The sequence below is a fragment of the Pseudomonas sp. B21-031 genome (genome assembly GCF_024748985.1).
GTDB lineage: Bacteria > Pseudomonadota > Gammaproteobacteria > Pseudomonadales > Pseudomonadaceae > Aquipseudomonas > Aquipseudomonas kermanshahensis.
In genome coordinates this window covers 841,602-855,868 of record NZ_CP087181.1, presented here as the reverse complement: position 1 = coordinate 855,868, position 14,267 = coordinate 841,602, and the positions used below count along the sequence as shown (strand labels likewise).

The 14,267-nt window shown below is 62.1% G+C and carries 18 protein-coding genes and 1 riboswitch; of the genes, 6 read left to right on the top strand and 12 right to left on the bottom strand.

Annotated features, from left to right (window positions below):
- Positions 1-24 precede the first annotated feature (24 nt).
- Positions 25-157: riboswitch (yybP-ykoY riboswitch) on the top strand.
- Between the two features lie 96 nt (positions 158-253).
- On the top strand, positions 254-838 hold the full coding sequence (locus LOY53_RS03970; protein WP_027594448.1) for a TMEM165/GDT1 family protein: 585 nt from the start codon (positions 254-256) through the stop codon (positions 836-838).
- A gap of 128 nt (positions 839-966) precedes the next feature.
- Here the strand turns inward: LOY53_RS03970 and LOY53_RS03965 are convergent, their stop codons facing one another.
- The 4 genes from LOY53_RS03965 to LOY53_RS03950 all read right to left on the bottom strand — a co-directional run bounded on the left by LOY53_RS03965 (position 967) and on the right by LOY53_RS03950 (position 2,972).
- Positions 967-1,782, bottom strand: coding sequence for a M48 family metallopeptidase (locus tag LOY53_RS03965; RefSeq protein ID WP_027594449.1), 816 nt, complete (start codon positions 1,780-1,782; stop codon positions 967-969).
- Between the two features lie 108 nt (positions 1,783-1,890).
- Positions 1,891-2,511 carry an SOS response-associated peptidase gene (locus tag LOY53_RS03960; RefSeq protein ID WP_252826684.1) on the bottom strand — a complete coding sequence of 207 codons (621 nt, stop codon included), beginning with the start codon at positions 2,509-2,511 and terminating at the stop codon, positions 1,891-1,893.
- A 15-nt stretch (positions 2,512-2,526) separates the two neighbouring features.
- A complete protein-coding gene (locus tag LOY53_RS03955; protein ID WP_027594451.1) occupies positions 2,527-2,787 on the bottom strand; it encodes a putative signal transducing protein in 261 nt (86 codons plus the stop codon).
- A complete protein-coding gene (locus LOY53_RS03950; RefSeq protein WP_027594452.1) occupies positions 2,787-2,972 on the bottom strand; it encodes a CPXCG motif-containing cysteine-rich protein in 186 nt (61 codons plus the stop codon). The genes LOY53_RS03955 and LOY53_RS03950 overlap by 1 nt, the downstream gene beginning before the upstream one ends.
- 121 nt (positions 2,973-3,093) lie before the next feature.
- Between LOY53_RS03950 and LOY53_RS03945 the strand changes: the two genes are divergently transcribed.
- The gene (locus LOY53_RS03945) at positions 3,094-4,263 is read left to right on the top strand and encodes a 1-acyl-sn-glycerol-3-phosphate acyltransferase (protein ID WP_033694199.1); all 1,170 of its coding nucleotides are present in this window, start codon (positions 3,094-3,096) and stop codon (positions 4,261-4,263) included.
- Positions 4,264-4,294: 31 nt separating this feature from the next.
- Here LOY53_RS03945 and LOY53_RS03940 read toward each other — a convergent pair whose 3' ends face one another.
- Positions 4,295-4,555 (bottom strand): hypothetical protein, encoded by a 261-nt coding sequence (locus LOY53_RS03940; RefSeq protein WP_027594454.1) that lies wholly within the window; start codon positions 4,553-4,555, stop codon positions 4,295-4,297.
- 160 nt (positions 4,556-4,715) lie between these two features.
- On the opposite strand from LOY53_RS03940, the gene LOY53_RS03935 reads away from it, so the two are divergent.
- Positions 4,716-4,922, top strand: a complete 207-nt coding sequence (locus LOY53_RS03935; protein ID WP_238214496.1) for a hypothetical protein — start codon at positions 4,716-4,718, stop codon at positions 4,920-4,922.
- Positions 4,923-4,992: 70 nt separating this feature from the next.
- Here the strand turns inward: LOY53_RS03935 and LOY53_RS03930 are convergent, their stop codons facing one another.
- The gene (locus LOY53_RS03930) at positions 4,993-5,577 is read right to left on the bottom strand and encodes a YajG family lipoprotein (protein ID WP_085274100.1); all 585 of its coding nucleotides are present in this window, start codon (positions 5,575-5,577) and stop codon (positions 4,993-4,995) included.
- Between the two features lie 804 nt (positions 5,578-6,381).
- On the opposite strand from LOY53_RS03930, the gene mqo reads away from it, so the two are divergent.
- Positions 6,382-7,887 (top strand): malate dehydrogenase (quinone), encoded by a 1,506-nt coding sequence (gene mqo / locus LOY53_RS03925; RefSeq protein WP_099452910.1) that lies wholly within the window; start codon positions 6,382-6,384, stop codon positions 7,885-7,887.
- A 188-nt stretch (positions 7,888-8,075) separates the two neighbouring features.
- Here mqo and LOY53_RS03920 read toward each other — a convergent pair whose 3' ends face one another.
- The 4 genes from LOY53_RS03920 to LOY53_RS03905 all read right to left on the bottom strand — a co-directional run bounded on the left by LOY53_RS03920 (position 8,076) and on the right by LOY53_RS03905 (position 10,005).
- On the bottom strand, positions 8,076-8,366 hold the full coding sequence (locus LOY53_RS03920) for a PA4642 family protein (RefSeq protein ID WP_252826683.1): 291 nt from the start codon (positions 8,364-8,366) through the stop codon (positions 8,076-8,078).
- Between the two features lie 68 nt (positions 8,367-8,434).
- Entirely contained in the window at positions 8,435-8,905 is a 471-nt protein-coding gene (locus LOY53_RS03915) for a hypothetical protein (RefSeq protein WP_027594458.1), read from the bottom strand.
- A gap of 66 nt (positions 8,906-8,971) precedes the next feature.
- Positions 8,972-9,445: a WbuC family cupin fold metalloprotein gene (locus LOY53_RS03910; protein WP_099452908.1), complete on the bottom strand. Its 474-nt coding sequence runs from the start codon at positions 9,443-9,445 to the stop codon at positions 8,972-8,974.
- A gap of 2 nt (positions 9,446-9,447) precedes the next feature.
- Positions 9,448-10,005 (bottom strand): hypoxanthine-guanine phosphoribosyltransferase, encoded by a 558-nt coding sequence (locus LOY53_RS03905; RefSeq protein WP_027594460.1) that lies wholly within the window; start codon positions 10,003-10,005, stop codon positions 9,448-9,450.
- Between the two features lie 163 nt (positions 10,006-10,168).
- Between LOY53_RS03905 and upp the strand changes: the two genes are divergently transcribed.
- Together upp and LOY53_RS03895 are read left to right on the top strand one after the other, a co-directional pair.
- Entirely contained in the window at positions 10,169-10,807 is a 639-nt protein-coding gene (upp, locus tag LOY53_RS03900) for a uracil phosphoribosyltransferase (protein ID WP_027594461.1), read from the top strand.
- A gap of 2 nt (positions 10,808-10,809) precedes the next feature.
- Positions 10,810-12,084 (top strand): uracil-xanthine permease family protein, encoded by a 1,275-nt coding sequence (locus LOY53_RS03895; RefSeq protein WP_258703622.1) that lies wholly within the window; start codon positions 10,810-10,812, stop codon positions 12,082-12,084.
- A gap of 139 nt (positions 12,085-12,223) precedes the next feature.
- On the opposite strand, the gene hemH is transcribed toward LOY53_RS03895, so the two are convergent.
- Complete coding sequence (hemH, locus tag LOY53_RS03890) at positions 12,224-13,237, bottom strand: ferrochelatase (RefSeq protein WP_252826682.1); 1,014 nt, start codon at positions 13,235-13,237, stop codon at positions 12,224-12,226.
- Between the two features lie 13 nt (positions 13,238-13,250).
- Positions 13,251-14,156, bottom strand: coding sequence for a TIGR01777 family oxidoreductase (locus tag LOY53_RS03885; protein WP_027594464.1), 906 nt, complete (start codon positions 14,154-14,156; stop codon positions 13,251-13,253).
- Positions 14,157-14,267: the final 111 nt, after the last annotated feature.

Sequence of the window (14,267 nt, the reverse complement as noted above, 5' to 3'; positions counted from 1 at the left end):
AAACCGCTTCGGCTAGGCAGAATCCGCACCGTCCTAGGGGAGTAGTCTCCCGCGAGCCCCCAGCTCGCCCGGCACGCGTCAACATACTTGGCCCACAGGCCATGGCGCGTGCGACCCACTATGCAGAGCCTGCATAGAGAGATCCGCACAGACGGATCCGCGGTTTGACAAGACCTATGACACGCACACCTTACCCGGGGCGGGAAGGCTGTACGTGTCATAGCCGTGTCGACCCGCCCCCGTAGGAAACCTGATGCTGGAATCTCTGCTGGTCCCCACCGCCATCGTTGCCCTCGCCGAAATCGGCGACAAGACGCAACTGCTCGCGCTCATTCTCGCCGCTCGCTTCCGCAAGCCTTGGCCGATCATCGCCGGCATCATCGCCGCTACCCTGGCCAACCATGCCGCCGCGGGCGCCGTGGGTGCGTGGGTCGGCGGGTTCTTCAGCGACTCGGCGCTGCACTGGATCCTGGCCGCCAGCTTCACTGCCACGGCGCTGTGGACGCTGGTGCCGGACAAGATGGATGACGATGAAAACCCTGCGCGCCGCTTCGGCCCGTTCCTCACCACGCTGATTGCGTTTTTCCTGGCCGAGATCGGCGACAAGACCCAGGTGGCGACAGTCATGCTTGCCGCGCAATACCCGCACCTGATCATGGTCATCATCGGCACCACACTGGGCATGCTGATTGCCAACGTGCCGGTGGTATTGGCGGGTAACTTTGCGGCAGACAAACTGCCGTTGACCCTGATTCGCCGACTGGCGGCTACCGCGTTCTTCGTGCTGGCGGTGGTGGCGGTGTATTCGGCGATGAAGGCCAGTGGCTGGGTAGGCTGATAGTCGCTGGGCAGGCTGACCTGTAGGAGCAGCCTTGCGCTGCGAAGAGGCCAGTGACAGCACAGTAGATCTTCGGCGCTGTCACCGGCCTCTTCGCAGCACAAGGCTGCTCCTACAGGTGACGCAGATTACTTCTTGGCAGCCTGATACAGCGGCATCACCTTCGGAATCGCTGCCTGCAACGAGGCAATACGGCTTTCGGACGCCGGGTGAGTGCTCATGAACTCAGGTGGCGCGCCTTCAGAAGCCTTGCTCATCTTGTTCCACAAGGTGATCGCGGCATTCGGGTCGTAACCGGCACGTGCCGACAGCTCCAGGCCGATCAGGTCCGCCTCGTTCTCATTGGCACGGCTGTTGGGCAAGGTCATGGCGTAGTTCACCACGGTGTCGGCCATGGCCATGCTGCTTTGGCCCAGGCCGAAGATGGCACCCGCACCCTGACGGGCCATTTCCACGCCATAGGCCTTGGACATGGCTTCGCGGCTATGCTCACGCAGGGCGTGGGCGATCTCGTGACCGACCACCGCCGCAATCTCGGCATCGGTCAGCTTGAGTTGGTCGATCAGGCCGGTATAAACGATGATCTTGCCGCCAGGGCCACAGTTGGCGTTGAGCTCGTCGCTCTTGATCACGTTGACTTCCCAGTTCCACTGGGCGGCATCCGGGCGAAACTTCGGCGCCTGGGCGATCAACCGGTCAGCGATGACCTGCACGCGCTTGGCATCGGCACTGGACTTGTCCAGCACGCCCTTGTTCGACGCCTCACCGAGGGTCTGCTGGTAGGACTGGGCGTACATCTGGTTGACCTCATCGGTCGAGAGCATGCTGAACATGTACTGCTTGCGCTCGACACCGACGGCTCCGCCGCTGGTGGTATTCACCGCCTGGCAGCCTGCCAGCAGGATACCGGCACTCAACACACTGACAACAAATGACTTACGCATGAAAACACTCCCTTTTACATGCGGCGTATCCTAGGCCTAGTCGCCTGGACCCGCCATAGCCGCAGGGAAGAATTTTACCGGCTGCACGGCCACGCTGTCTGGCCGGCGTCAGGCCGGCGTCAGGCACTCCGGTGCATCCAGTTTCGGGTCATTGACGAAGTTTGCCAATGCCCGCTCACGCAGCGTAGCCGGGGGGCTGGCCAGCAGCTCGTGCAAGCGCGTGATCGGCGTATCAGGGGCCAACCAGGCCGCCTGCCCCGCCTCGTCCAGAATCAACGGCCGGCGCTGGTTCATGGCGGCCTGGGTCACCACTGCGCAGCTCAGCCAAACCTGGTCCTGCACCGGATAGGCCTCCCACACCGCCGCAAAATACAGTGACGACCCCTCCCCCGGGGTCAGCCAGTAGGGGCGTTTGCGTACCGTACCGCGCCATTCATAAAAGCCATTGGCCGGCATCAGGCAGCGGCGCTGGCGGAACGCTTCGCGGAACATCGGTTGTTCGGCAAGGGTTTCGGCTCGGGCATGAGCAGGCGTGCGGGAAAGGTCAGTGAGCCAGGCTGGCGTCAGGCCCCAGCGTGCCTTGGCCAAGCCTTGCTGGCCGTCGACCTGGCGCTGGATCAACACTGACGCACCGGGCGAGATATTCCATTGTGCCGGCTGGCCGACGGGGAAGCCCGGCAGAGTGGCAAGGGCCTGGGGCCAGCGAAACAGGGCATAACGTCCACACATGGGCGAATTTTTTACCTAGCAGATCAAGGTACCGGGATAGCTCTCCGGTTCGTCACCAACCAGTGGCTGGGCATCATTGTACGCATCGATCAGCTGCCGTGCGTACTCGGCCTGCTCGTCGGGCACCGCAAGCCCCAGCAAACCCTGCATCGGCAGCTCACCGGCAGCACCCACCAGGTCGCGGCCGACCAGGTGCACCGAGATGCCCTCACTGGCCAGCATGCCCACCAGCATTTCAGCCTCCAGCAGGCTTTCCGGTTCGTAGATCCGTTGCATCAGGCATCGTCCTCGCGTCTGACTTCGAGCATCCATTCGTCACCGTGCACCTGCAGGATGAACACCACAGGCTGGCAACAGACCTGGCAATCCTCGGTATAGACCTGGTCGCCACTGGAGATATCGACAGTGGTTTCCACCCGTTCGCCACAATACGGGCAATCATAGAAGTCGGTTTCCAGCATCGCGGCCTCCACGGTGACTTATGCGTATAATTGCCGGTCTGATTACAGGGCCTGTGCGTGTTCGAGCCGTTTTTCGAACCCCGTCCCTACCTATTACCCTAGCCGTTTCCAACAAGAGAGCATGATGGGCGAATTCGATGCCATCCGACCGTACGACGACGCTGAGGTCCCTGCCGTGCTGGCACGCCTGCTCAGCGACCCGGCATTCCTCGATATCCTCACCCACTTCCGCTTCCCGCGTGCTGCCGCCCCACTCGGCTGGCTGCTCAAGCCACTGATCGCCCGCCGCCTGCGCAAGGAATTCGCCGGCGTCACCTGCGTGTCGACCTTGCAGGACAAAGTCGAGTACTACGTCGACCAGACCATCGAGCGCGCCACCGATGGCGTTACCTATTCGGGCGTCGAGCAACTCAAGGCCGGCACCGCGTACCTGTTCCTGGCCAACCACCGCGACATCGTCATGGACCCGGCCTTCGTCAACTACGCCGTGTACCACGCCGGCCTGCCGACCCCGCGCATTGCCATCGGTGACAACCTGCTGCAAAAACCCTTCGTCAGCGACATGATGCGCCTGAACAAGAGCTTCATCGTGCACCGCTCGCTGAGCGGTCGCCGCGAGAAGCTGGCGGCTTACCAACTGCTCTCGGCCTACATCAACCACTCGATCCGCAATGATGGCGCATCGATCTGGATCGCCCAGGCCGAAGGCCGCGCCAAGGACGGTGATGACCGCACCGACTCGGCGATCCTCAAGATGTTCCACATGAGCCGCAAGGACGAGCCGTTCGGCGCGGTCATCCAGAGCCTGAACCTGACGCCGGTTTCGATCAGCTACGAGTACGACCCCTGCGACCAGGCCAAGGCCCGCGAGCTGTACATCCGCGCCACCACCGGCACCTACAAGAAGGCGCCGGGCGAGGACGACAACAGCATCGCCAAGGGCATCACCGGCTACAAGGGCCGGGTGCACATCAACTTTGCCGCGCCGGTGACCGAGTACTTCGAGGACACCAAGCAGCTGGCAGCCGAAATCGACCGGCAGGTCCTCGGTGGCTACCGGTTGTTCCCGGTGCACTACCTGGCCTACGCGATGTGGGACGAGAAAGATGAGGCACTGCAAGTGCCGAGCGCCGAGAAGGTATTCCCAGGCGAAGAGCTGGCGCGGGCCAAGGAAGAATGGCAGCGTCGCTTGGAAGCTTGCCCTGAAGAACAGCGGCCGTACCTGGTGTTGCAATACGCGACGCCGGTGCGCAACCAGTACCAGGTCAAGCAGCAAACGCCAGTTGCCTGATCAACCCGGGGCTGCTTTGCAGCCCCAAGGGTCACACCCAGGTACTGAACCAGGACAGCAGCAGCGCCATGGCCAGGCACGAAAAACCGAGAATATAGAAGTAACGCGGCACCCTCAGGTCAAACGCATCCACCACCCCCTCATCCACCGCCAGGCTTTCCCGCGTGACAGCCTCGCGCCGCCGTGCGCTGTGCAGCAGCATCCCGCCGGGGCACGTCATCAGCAACGCCAGCAGGTTGATCAGCTTGGTCGGATGGGCGGCCAGAAACCCCCAGAGCACTTGCAACGACATTACACAACCTCGGATTGAAGGACGGCAAAGGCCGGCATTCTACCCAAGTCCGGCGTTGACGCTCGGTTGCGGCGACAAAGTGTCACTAAATTTCATCTGTCACAGGATCGTCATCAGAACAGGCCACCCTGTCGGCCTTTTCCCGATCCGGAGTTTGTTCATGCTGCACGCCGAAAACCAGGACCGCCTCTATCTCGTAGCCCAGAGCGACGAACAGCAGGCGTTGATCGACGGTTTCGCCATCAATGTGCAGGACCGCCAGTGGCTGGTCTATTGCGCGCTGGGTGGGCACGCGCATGAGGACTTGCCGGAGGTGGATGTGGCCACCGGTTTCAGCCTGCTGGACTTCCATATCCAGGCGGCCTGAAGCCCCCGCAAAAAAACAAACCCGCTGCCTGTCAGCCAGGCAGCGGGTTTGTTTTAGCAGGACTGAACGCTTATTCGCCCAGTACTTGCCCGATGGTCGGGTCTTTGAACAGGCGGGTCAGGGCGTCGCTCAGTACGTCGCTGACCAGCTTGGTGTTGGTTTCCTGGTTCGGCGCCATGCCGAAACGCTGGTCCAGCGAAGCACCGTAACGGCCGCTGTAACGGCGGTTGGCGTTGGCCACGTCGGCACGGAAGGTGGCACCAATGGTGGCCTCGGTCACGTACAGGTTGTCCTTGGGCGACTGGTACTTGAGCTCGGCAAGGGTCACGGTCAACTGCGGGGCATTGTAGGCATTCGCCGTCGGGGTGAAACCGAGCAGGCGCACAGCGGCTTCGGCCTGCGCCTGCAGCTTGGGCAGCACATCATTGCCACTGACACTGATGGTGCTGGTCTCGGGGTACATGCCACCGCGCGTGCCCAGGGACTGCGAAGCCCGGCCATCAACCACCTTGACCACCACCGGCTGACCGTGGCCGACAGGTGCGAGCTGGGCGGTGAGCTTGGGCTGCGGGCTGAGTTGTTGCGGGCTGTGGGCACATCCGACCAGGCTGAGGCTGGCCACCGCGATCAAACCGAACAACAGACGTTGCAACATGCGCGTTTCTCCAGAAAATGCGGCTAAGGCGCACAGTATACCTAGCGGCAACCTACAAGCGGCAAGCCACAAGAAAAAGCAGTACGCAGCGGTCGCCGGCTTTATATTGCCGGTTGCAGCCAGCCGCCAACTGCCCGACAGCGCCCGGGTTTGCGCCCTCGCAAACACCCGTTGGCATCAGCGCAGCCTGCCGGCCTGACAAACGCTGCAATAAAAACCACGAATAACGACCTTTCTGCCCGCGACATCGCTATAATCTCCCCCCGATTATAAGGACGTCTCCTGATCGGGCCCCGCATTTGCCGCTTGACCCCGGCACCTTCACCGCTTCGCCCACAGAGAGCCTTCCACTCAGGTCTTGCATCGGCTGTCGTGCCTGCTTTTCCGGCCCTTCGCACTGCATGAACCTGTGGGTTGCCATCGCGCAGTCCCCTTTTGAGGTTCACGTCTCCAAAAGAGCGTGAAAAAAACGGTTTTTCACAACTTCACGAGAGTGTGGCGAGCAAATGAACAGTCTGGCATGTGCAAAAGCGGCAGATGTGTCCCGAACAGCCCTGAACAGGCGGCAACTGCGCTCATCCCGGATGAGTGTCTGAGGCCGTTCCATAACGCACGCACGACACCTTGACCATAAGTCGAATTGCCGCACCCGTGGCAATCGGGGTTCAATACCCGAACCCGAAGACTGATTGGCGGTGTCCGCGGAAGTTGCAAGAACTGCGAAAAGTCGGACATGGCGATCCTGGCGAACCCAGGGATCCTATGCTGTCAATTAGGTAGCTGTAGATTGTGGAGACGCGTTAAATGGCGCAGAACGAATCGGTTGATGTAGTACTGGTAGGCGCGGGCATCATGAGTGCCACCCTGGCCGTACTGCTCAAGGAGCTCGACCCGACCCTCAAGCTGGAGGTCGTCGAGGCGATGGACTCCGGGGCCGCGGAAAGCTCCAACCCCTGGAACAACGCAGGTACCGGCCACGCTGGCCTGTGCGAGCTTAACTACACGCCCCAGGCCGCCGATGGCAGCATCGACATCAAGAAGGCCGTGCACATCAATACCCAGTTCGAGGTCTCGCGCCAGTTCTGGGCTTACCTGAGCAAGAAGGGTAACTTCGGCTCGGCGCGTGCCTTCATCAACCCTGTCCCGCACCTGAGCTACGTCGAAGGTGACAAGGGTGTTTCCTTCCTCAAGAAGCGCTTCGAGCTGCTCAAGCAGCATCACGCCTTCTCCGAGATGGAATACACCGAAGACAAGGCTGTGATGAGCGACTGGATGCCGTTGATGATGCCCGGCCGCCCGGCCGACCAGCACATCGCCGCCACCCGCGTGGCGAAAGGCACCGACGTCAACTTCGGCGCGCTGACCAACAAGCTGCTCAAGCTGCTGGGCGACTCGCCCGACGCGCAGGTCAAGTACAGCAAGAAAGTCGTCGGCCTGCGCCGTAACGGCAGCGGCTGGACTGTGAGCATCAAGGACGTCAACAGCGGCGGCAGCCGTGAAGTCGACGCGCGCTTCGTGTTCCTCGGCGCCGGTGGCGCGGCCCTGCCGCTGCTGCAGCTGTCGGGCATTCCTGAGAGCAAAGGCTTCGGCGGCTTCCCGGTGAGCGGCCAATGGCTGCGTTGCGACAACCCGGAAATCGTCAAACAGCACCAGGCCAAGGTTTACAGCCAGGCGGCGGTCGGCGCGCCACCGATGTCGGTGCCGCACCTGGACACCCGCGTGGTAGACGGCAAGACCTCGCTGCTGTTCGGCCCGTACGCAGGCTTTACCACCAAGTTCCTCAAGCATGGTTCGCTGATGGACCTGCCGCTGTCGGTGCGCATGGGCAACATCGGCCCGATGCTGGCCGTGGCCCGCGACAACATGGACCTGACCAAGTACCTGGTCAGCGAAGTGATGCAGTCGATGGAACAGCGCCTGGAATCGCTGCGCCGCTTCTACCCGCAAGCCAAAGCCGAAGACTGGCGCCTGGAAGTGGCCGGCCAACGCGTGCAAATCATCAAGAAAGACCCGAAAAAGGGCGGCATTCTGCAGTTTGGTACCGAGCTGGTCTCGGCCCAGGACGGCAGCCTGGCCGCACTGCTCGGCGCATCGCCGGGCGCGTCGGTAACCGTTTCGATCATGCTGGAACTGATCGAGCGTTGCTTCCCCGAGCAGGCCAAAGGTGCCTGGGCTGCCAAGCTCAAGGAAATCTTCCCCGCTCGCGAGAAGGTCCTGGCAACCGATGCCGCGCTGTACAACAAGATCAGTGCCGACAACGATGCCGCGCTGGAACTGGTGGAAGACAGCCCGGCCAAGCATTACGCCTGAGCTGGCTGAAACGAAAAAACGCCCCTCGGGGCGTTTTTTTGTGCCTGCGTTTTGGCCTGTGCCGGCCTCATCGCTGGCAAGCCAGCTCCCACAGGTGCGGCGCTAGCCTTTGAGGCTACGCAGTTCGGGTGGGAGCGGCGGTGCGGCGGTCCGACTTGCCCGCGAAGAGGCCAGTACCGGCCTGACAATCAGCCGCGGGCTTTATCGATGATCTCGATGTACTCAGGAGCATTGCGCTGGTCGGCGATCTGTTCGACGAAGGTCTTGCCGTGCTCGTCCTTGCCATCCAGGTTCAGGCCCGCTTCGACGAAGAAACCGACGAAACGCTCGAAGTCGTCGACACGCAGGCCACGGTAAGCCTTGACCAGCTTGTGCAGCGACGGCGAAGTCACGCCATCGGCTGGCTCGAACTGAAGGAACGACTTGATGTAGTCGTCGCTGATTTCGTCACCGATTACCTGTTTCTTGTCTTTACGCATTGCCGACTCCAACTGGACCATCACGGAATTTCGAAGGCCGGCAGTTTACCCCCCGCAGGGCGCGCGCCTCAACGCGTACGTACGGTGCCGGTGTGCAGGTCGGCCCAGATGTGGCCGTTGCCGTAAGTCAGAAATTGCACGTAGAGCGTTTCGTTGCGCAGCAGGTCCATGATCACGCGGTAATCACTGACCGGGTAGTTGAGGCTCAAGGTGCGGGTTTTCTCATCATAAACGGGCTTTTTCAAGCTTTTGCCGGCTTCACCATCGAAGGTCAGCAGCACCTGGGCGATGGTGGCGCCCTTGCTCAGCGGCTTGCCCTTGAGGCGCATCTGCAACGATGCGGTGATGGGGATTGGTTGCTGGTCGGACTGACGCTGGGCACCGACCACCACCGCATAATCGGTCACTTGCAGCAGTTGCTGACCGGTCGGCGCTTCCTGGCGCAGGGACAGGTCATCAGGCGGCAGAAACTGGCTGTGCAGCGGTGCGGCACAGATCGGCAGGCTGACCGCCAGCAGGAGGGGAAGAATCGCACGCATGTGAGGCTCCTTGGCTTGAACAGGCACTCTAGCATGCTGTGTTCAGCCTGTACCGGGAGCCCGCGATCAATCGAACTGGGCGCGCATCCAGGCCTGGTACTCGGCCACGCCGGCCTCGCCTTCACGCGGCGCCCAGTGGGCATGCTCGCCCTCGCCCACTGGCCGGTACGGCCCGGCCTTGCACTCGAAGAGGATGCTGTCCGGTTCCAGTACCACCAACCCGTGGTAGGTACCGGGCGCCAGGTCTACACCCAGGCAGTCGCCGCCGGCCTGCAGCACCCGCTTTTCAGTCAGCGCACCGTGCTCATCGAAGATCAGCAGGCCAAGGCGCCCCTTGAGCACGATCAGTGCTTCGGCCTTGTCGTCGCTCAGGTGCCGATGGGGTGGGATGTAGGTCGTCGGCTGCAGCCCGACTGCCATGCGGTGGCAAGGCTCTTCCATCTCATGGAAGTTATGGTGCTGCCGCCCGCGAGGGTTGGCGGCAGCCTTCTGCGCCAGCTCGGCGAACAGCGATTGGTCGATGAACGCGGGCTGGCGCATGGTTACAGCCCCTTGACGGCGAAGATGCCGTTGGCGTTACGCCAGTAGCCTTTGTAGTCCATGCCATAGCCGAAGATGTAGCGATCGACGCACGGCAGGCCGACGTAGTTGGCTTTAAGGTCCGGGCTGGCTTTGCGGTCGTGGTCCTTATCGATCAGCACCGCGGTGTGCACCGAGCGCGCACCGGCGTGCTTGCAGAACTCGATGATGGCGCTGAGGGTGTGGCCTTCGTCGAGGATGTCATCGACGATCAGCACGTCACGGTCGATGAACGAGACTTCTGGCTTGGCTTTCCAGAACAACTCGCCGCCGCTGGTCTGGTTGCGATAGCGGGTGGCGTGCAGGTACGACGCTTCCAGCGGGAACTGCAGGTGGGTCAGCAGCTTGCCGGAGAAGATAAGGCCGCCGTTCATCACGCAGAAGACCACCGGGTTCTTGTCGTGCAGGTCTTTGCAGATCTGCTCGCCAACCTTGGCGATGGCCGCTTCGACTTCGGCTTCGGTGTACAGACAGTCTGCTTCGCGCATGACTTGACGGATGTGCTCGAGATCGGCGGGCATTGCGCTCTCCAGGGGGGGTATTTTGGAAAAGCGGGCAAAGGTACGCATCCGCTCGCCACAGATCAAGCATTTATGGACTAACGTCCAAAAGGACTACACGACAGCACAGGCTGAATAGATTAATCTAGCGCGGTTTTTTTGCCCGCCTTTCGGAGCCCCCCCTATGCCCACTCGTGAGATCCGCCATCCGCTGATCCGCCACAAGCTCGGCCTCATGCGCCGTGCCGACATCAGCACCAAGAATTTTCGCGAACTTGCCCAGGAAGTCGGCGCGCTTCTGACCTATGAAGCCACCCAGGACCTGCCACTGGAAACCTACGAGATCGACGGGTGGTGTGGCAAGGTGCAGGTCGAAAAAATCGCCGGCAAGAAGATTACCGTCGTCCCGATCCTGCGCGCCGGCATCGGCATGCTCGACGGCGTGCTCAGCCTGATTCCGGGTGCCAAGGTCAGTGCCGTTGGCGTCGCGCGCAACGAAGAAACCCTCGAAGCCCATACCTACCTGGAAAAGCTCGCGCCGGACATCAACCAGCGCCTGGCCCTGATCATCGACCCGATGCTGGCCACCGGCGCCTCGATGGTCGCCACCATCGACCTGCTGAAAAAAGCTGGCTGCAAAGAGATTCGCGCCATGGTGCTGGTCGCCGCCCCCGAAGGCATCAATGTGGTGGAAAAAGCCCACCCGGATGTACAGATCTACACCGCTTCGATCGACCAGCGCCTGAACGAGCACGGCTACATCGTGCCGGGCTTGGGTGATGCCGGCGACAAGATCTTCGGCACCAAGCAAAAGGACGCCTGACCATGCAGGAGGGCTTCAACGACCCGCTTTGGCGCCAGGTCGTTTCGGGCGCGCAGATGCTCTTCGTGGCATTTGGCGCGCTGGTGCTGATGCCACTGATCACCGGCCTCGACCCGAACGTCGCGCTGTTCACCGCCGGTATCGGCACGCTGCTGTTCCAGCTGGTCACCGGCCGTCAGGTCCCGGTGTTCCTGGCATCCAGCTTTGCCTTCATCACCCCGATCATCCTTGCCAAGGGCCAGTTCGGCCTGGCCGAAACCATGGGCGGCGTAATGGCCGCGGGCTTCGTCTACACCTTCATGGGGTTGATGGTAAAAATCAAAGGCACCGGTTTCATCGACCGCATGCTGCCGCCTGTGGTGATTGGCCCAGTGATCATCTCGATTGGCCTGGCCATGGCGCCCATCGCTGCCAACATGGCCATGGGCAAGGGCGGTGACGGTGCTGCGCTGATGCCTTACAAGACCGCCATGTTGATCTCGATGCCGGCACTGCTGACTACCTTGATCGTCGCGGTCTTCGGCAAGGGTATCTTCCGCCTGGTGCCGATCATCTCCGGCGTGCTGGTGGGCTTTGCCCTGGCGTTTGCCTTTGGCGTGGTCGACACGGCCAAGATTGCCGCTGCACCATGGTTGGAGATCCCCAACTTCACCGCGCCGGCGTTCAACTGGCAGGCCATCCTGTTCATCGTGCCGGTAGCCCTGGCACCGGCGATCGAGCACATCGGTGGGGTGATTGCGGTGGGCAGCGTCACCGGGCGCGACTACCTGAAAAAGCCTGGCTTGCACCGCACCCTGCTGGGTGACGGCCTGGCGACCACGGCTGCCGGCCTGTTCGGTGGCCCGCCCAACACCACCTATGCCGAAGTGACCGGCGCGGTGATGCTGACCAAGAACTACAACCCGAAGATCATGACCTGGGCGGCGGTGTTTGCCATCACCCTGGCCTTCATCGGCAAGTTCGGCGCGCTGCTGCAGAGCATTCCGGTACCGGTCATGGGCGGCATTCTGTGCCTGCTGTTCGGCTCGATTGCGGCGGTGGGCATGAACACCATGATCCGCCACAAGATCGACCTGGCCGAGGCGCGCAACCTGGTGATCGTTTCGGTGACCCTGGTGTTCGGTATTGGCGGCGTGTTGATCGGCAGCGGTGACGGCCCGGACGACTGGGGCCTGAAGGGTATCGCCCTGTGCGCCGTGGTGGCCATTGCCCTTAACCTGATCCTGCCGGGCAATGATGGCTGGAAGAACAAGAAGCTGGATGATCAGCTGCCTTGAGTGACACGGGCTCCTGCCGCAAAACGCCTCTCCTGTAGGAGCAGCCTTGTGCTGCGAAGAGGCCGGTGACAACACATCAATCTTCTGTGTCATCCCCGGCCTCTTCGCAGCACAAGGCCGCCCACAAGGGCGGACTCATTCAGGCTTTTTCGCACATCCCCGCCAGCACCTTCACCCACTCTGGGTGATCATTCAGGCACGGCACCAACAGCAGTTCCTCGCCCCCTGCCTCGATGAATTGTTCTTTGCCGCGATCGCCGATCTCTTCCAGCGTCTCGATGCAATCGGCAACGAACGCCGGGCACATCACCAGCAGCTTCTTCACCCCCGCCTGGGCCAACTCGTCCAGCCGCGTCTCGGTGTAAGGTTCGATCCACTTGGCGCGCCCCAGGCGCGACTGGAACGACACCGACCACTTGCCATCCGGTATGCCCATTTTCTGCGCAAAGGCCTTGGCCGTGGCCAAACACTGCCCGCGATAACACACGGCGCGCATTTCGGCACTGGCGTCCTTGCAGCAATCGGCCGCCTGAAAATCATGCTTACCGGTGGGATCGAGCTTTTTCAGGTGCCGCTCCGGCAGCCCATGAAAACTCAGCAACAGGTGGTCGTAATCCTGCTGCAGGTAAGGCTTGGCGCTGGCCACCAGCGCCTCGATGTACTCGGGATGGTCGTAGAACGGCTGCAGCACGCGCATCTGCAACGGCAACTGGCGCTCGCTGACCGTCTGTTTGGCCAACGCCACCACAGTGGTCACCGTACTGTCGGCGAACTGTGGATAAAGCGGTGCCAAGGTGACCTTGCGCACGCCCTGAGCTGCCAGGCGCTCCAGCACTTCGGGCAACGCCGGCTGGCCGTAGCGCATGGCGATTTCCACCGGGCCATGGGGCCAGTGCTCGACCATCGCCGCCTGCAGGCGGCGGGTCAGCACCACCAGTGGCGAGCCTTCGTCCCACCAGATCGACGCGTAGGCGTGCGCAGACTGTTCCGGGCGCTTGATCAGAATCAACGACACCAGCAAGCGCCGCACCGGCCAAGGCAGGTCGATCACATACGGGTCCATCAGGAACTGGTTGAGGTAACGGCGCACATCGGCCACCGAAGTGGAGGCCGGGGACCCCAGGTTAACCAGCAGCAGGGCGTGATCGGTCATGCAGCGTCCTATGTCAGAGGCGGCTGGACAAGTCGTCCAGGGCCGATTGCAGATCGTTGAAACGGAAAGTGAAACCTGCCGCCAGCAAGCGCACCGGGCGCGCCCGCTGGCCGCCGAGCAGCAGCGTCGACAGCTCGCCGAGCCCTGCCTTCAGCAAAAGCGCTGGCACAGGCAGCAGCGCTGGCCGGTGCATCGCACGGCCCAGCCGCCTGGCGAACTCACGGTTGCGCACAGGCTCTGGGGCGCAGGCATTATAAGGACCGCTGGTGTCCTTATGCTGCAAGAGAAAATCAATCAGGGCGACCTGGTCGTCTATATGGATCCACGGCATCCACTGCCGACCATCGCCCAACGGCCCGCCCAGCCCGAGCTTGAAAGGCAACCGTAGGCGCGACAAAAAGCCGCCATCGCTGGCCAGTACCAACCCGGTGCGCACCAACACCACGCGGATGCCTTGAGCTTGCGAACGCTGGGCTGTTTCTTCCCAGGCGATACACAACTGGCTGGCAAAATCTTCGCGCACCGGCTGGGACGCCTCGGTGAGTTCGCGCTCGCCGCCATCCCCATACCAGCCCACCGCAGAACCAGAAATCAGCACCTCAGGGCGCTGCTCACGCGCACCCAGCCACGCCAGCAGTTGCTCGGTGAGGGTGATGCGGCTGGCCCACAACAGGTTGCGCCGGGCCCCGGTCCAGGGCCGGTCGGCGATCGGCGCCCCCGCCAGGTTGATGACCGCATCGAGGTGATCATCCGCTTGCAGTTCGTCCAGCTGGGCGATACCGCGCACCCCGCTACCGCACAGTTTGGGCACCTGCTCCGGTCGGCGGCTCCAGACCGTGAGGCGATGGCCCTGGCCGAGCCAGAACTGGCACAGGTGCTGGCCAATCAAGCCAGTGCCGCCTGTCAGCAATATATGCATGGCTGTGTCCTCGCAGAATGCGGCTGTGGTCTATTTTTAAGATCAAGGCACTTTTTTGACCCGACGCTCTCGGATAAACATAGGCCAACCTGCTCTATAAAGCGGAATAAC

Bases quoted from the DNA above. Each gene is read 5' to 3' on its own strand.
- LOY53_RS03955 (WP_027594451.1), bottom strand. From the start codon at position 2,787: ATGCAACGGATCTACGAACCGGAAAGCCTGCTGGAGGCTGAAATGCTG.
- LOY53_RS03885 (WP_027594464.1), bottom strand. From the start codon at position 14,156: ATGCATATATTGCTGACAGGCGGCACTGGCTTGATTGGCCAGCACCTG.
- LOY53_RS03930 (WP_085274100.1), bottom strand. From the start codon at position 5,577: ATGTTGCAACGTCTGTTGTTCGGTTTGATCGCGGTGGCCAGCCTCAGC.
- LOY53_RS03920 (WP_252826683.1), bottom strand. From the start codon at position 8,366: ATGCGTAAAGACAAGAAACAGGTAATCGGTGACGAAATCAGCGACGAC.
- LOY53_RS03960 (WP_252826684.1), bottom strand. From the start codon at position 2,511: ATGTGTGGACGTTATGCCCTGTTTCGCTGGCCCCAGGCCCTTGCCACT.
- LOY53_RS03935 (WP_238214496.1), top strand. From the start codon at position 4,716: ATGCTGCACGCCGAAAACCAGGACCGCCTCTATCTCGTAGCCCAGAGC.
- LOY53_RS03915 (WP_027594458.1), bottom strand. From the start codon at position 8,905: ATGCGTGCGATTCTTCCCCTCCTGCTGGCGGTCAGCCTGCCGATCTGT.
- mqo (WP_099452910.1), top strand. From the start codon at position 6,382: ATGGCGCAGAACGAATCGGTTGATGTAGTACTGGTAGGCGCGGGCATC.
- upp (WP_027594461.1), top strand. From the start codon at position 10,169: ATGCCCACTCGTGAGATCCGCCATCCGCTGATCCGCCACAAGCTCGGC.
- LOY53_RS03965 (WP_027594449.1), bottom strand. From the start codon at position 1,782: ATGCGTAAGTCATTTGTTGTCAGTGTGTTGAGTGCCGGTATCCTGCTG.
- LOY53_RS03895 (WP_258703622.1), top strand. From the start codon at position 10,810: ATGCAGGAGGGCTTCAACGACCCGCTTTGGCGCCAGGTCGTTTCGGGC.
- LOY53_RS03940 (WP_027594454.1), bottom strand. From the start codon at position 4,555: ATGTCGTTGCAAGTGCTCTGGGGGTTTCTGGCCGCCCATCCGACCAAG.
- LOY53_RS03950 (WP_027594452.1), bottom strand. From the start codon at position 2,972: ATGCTGGAAACCGACTTCTATGATTGCCCGTATTGTGGCGAACGGGTG.
- LOY53_RS03945 (WP_033694199.1), top strand. From the start codon at position 3,094: ATGATGGGCGAATTCGATGCCATCCGACCGTACGACGACGCTGAGGTC.
- hemH (WP_252826682.1), bottom strand. From the start codon at position 13,237: ATGACCGATCACGCCCTGCTGCTGGTTAACCTGGGGTCCCCGGCCTCC.
- LOY53_RS03905 (WP_027594460.1), bottom strand. From the start codon at position 10,005: ATGCCCGCCGATCTCGAGCACATCCGTCAAGTCATGCGCGAAGCAGAC.
- LOY53_RS03910 (WP_099452908.1), bottom strand. From the start codon at position 9,445: ATGCGCCAGCCCGCGTTCATCGACCAATCGCTGTTCGCCGAGCTGGCG.
- LOY53_RS03970 (WP_027594448.1), top strand. From the start codon at position 254: ATGCTGGAATCTCTGCTGGTCCCCACCGCCATCGTTGCCCTCGCCGAA.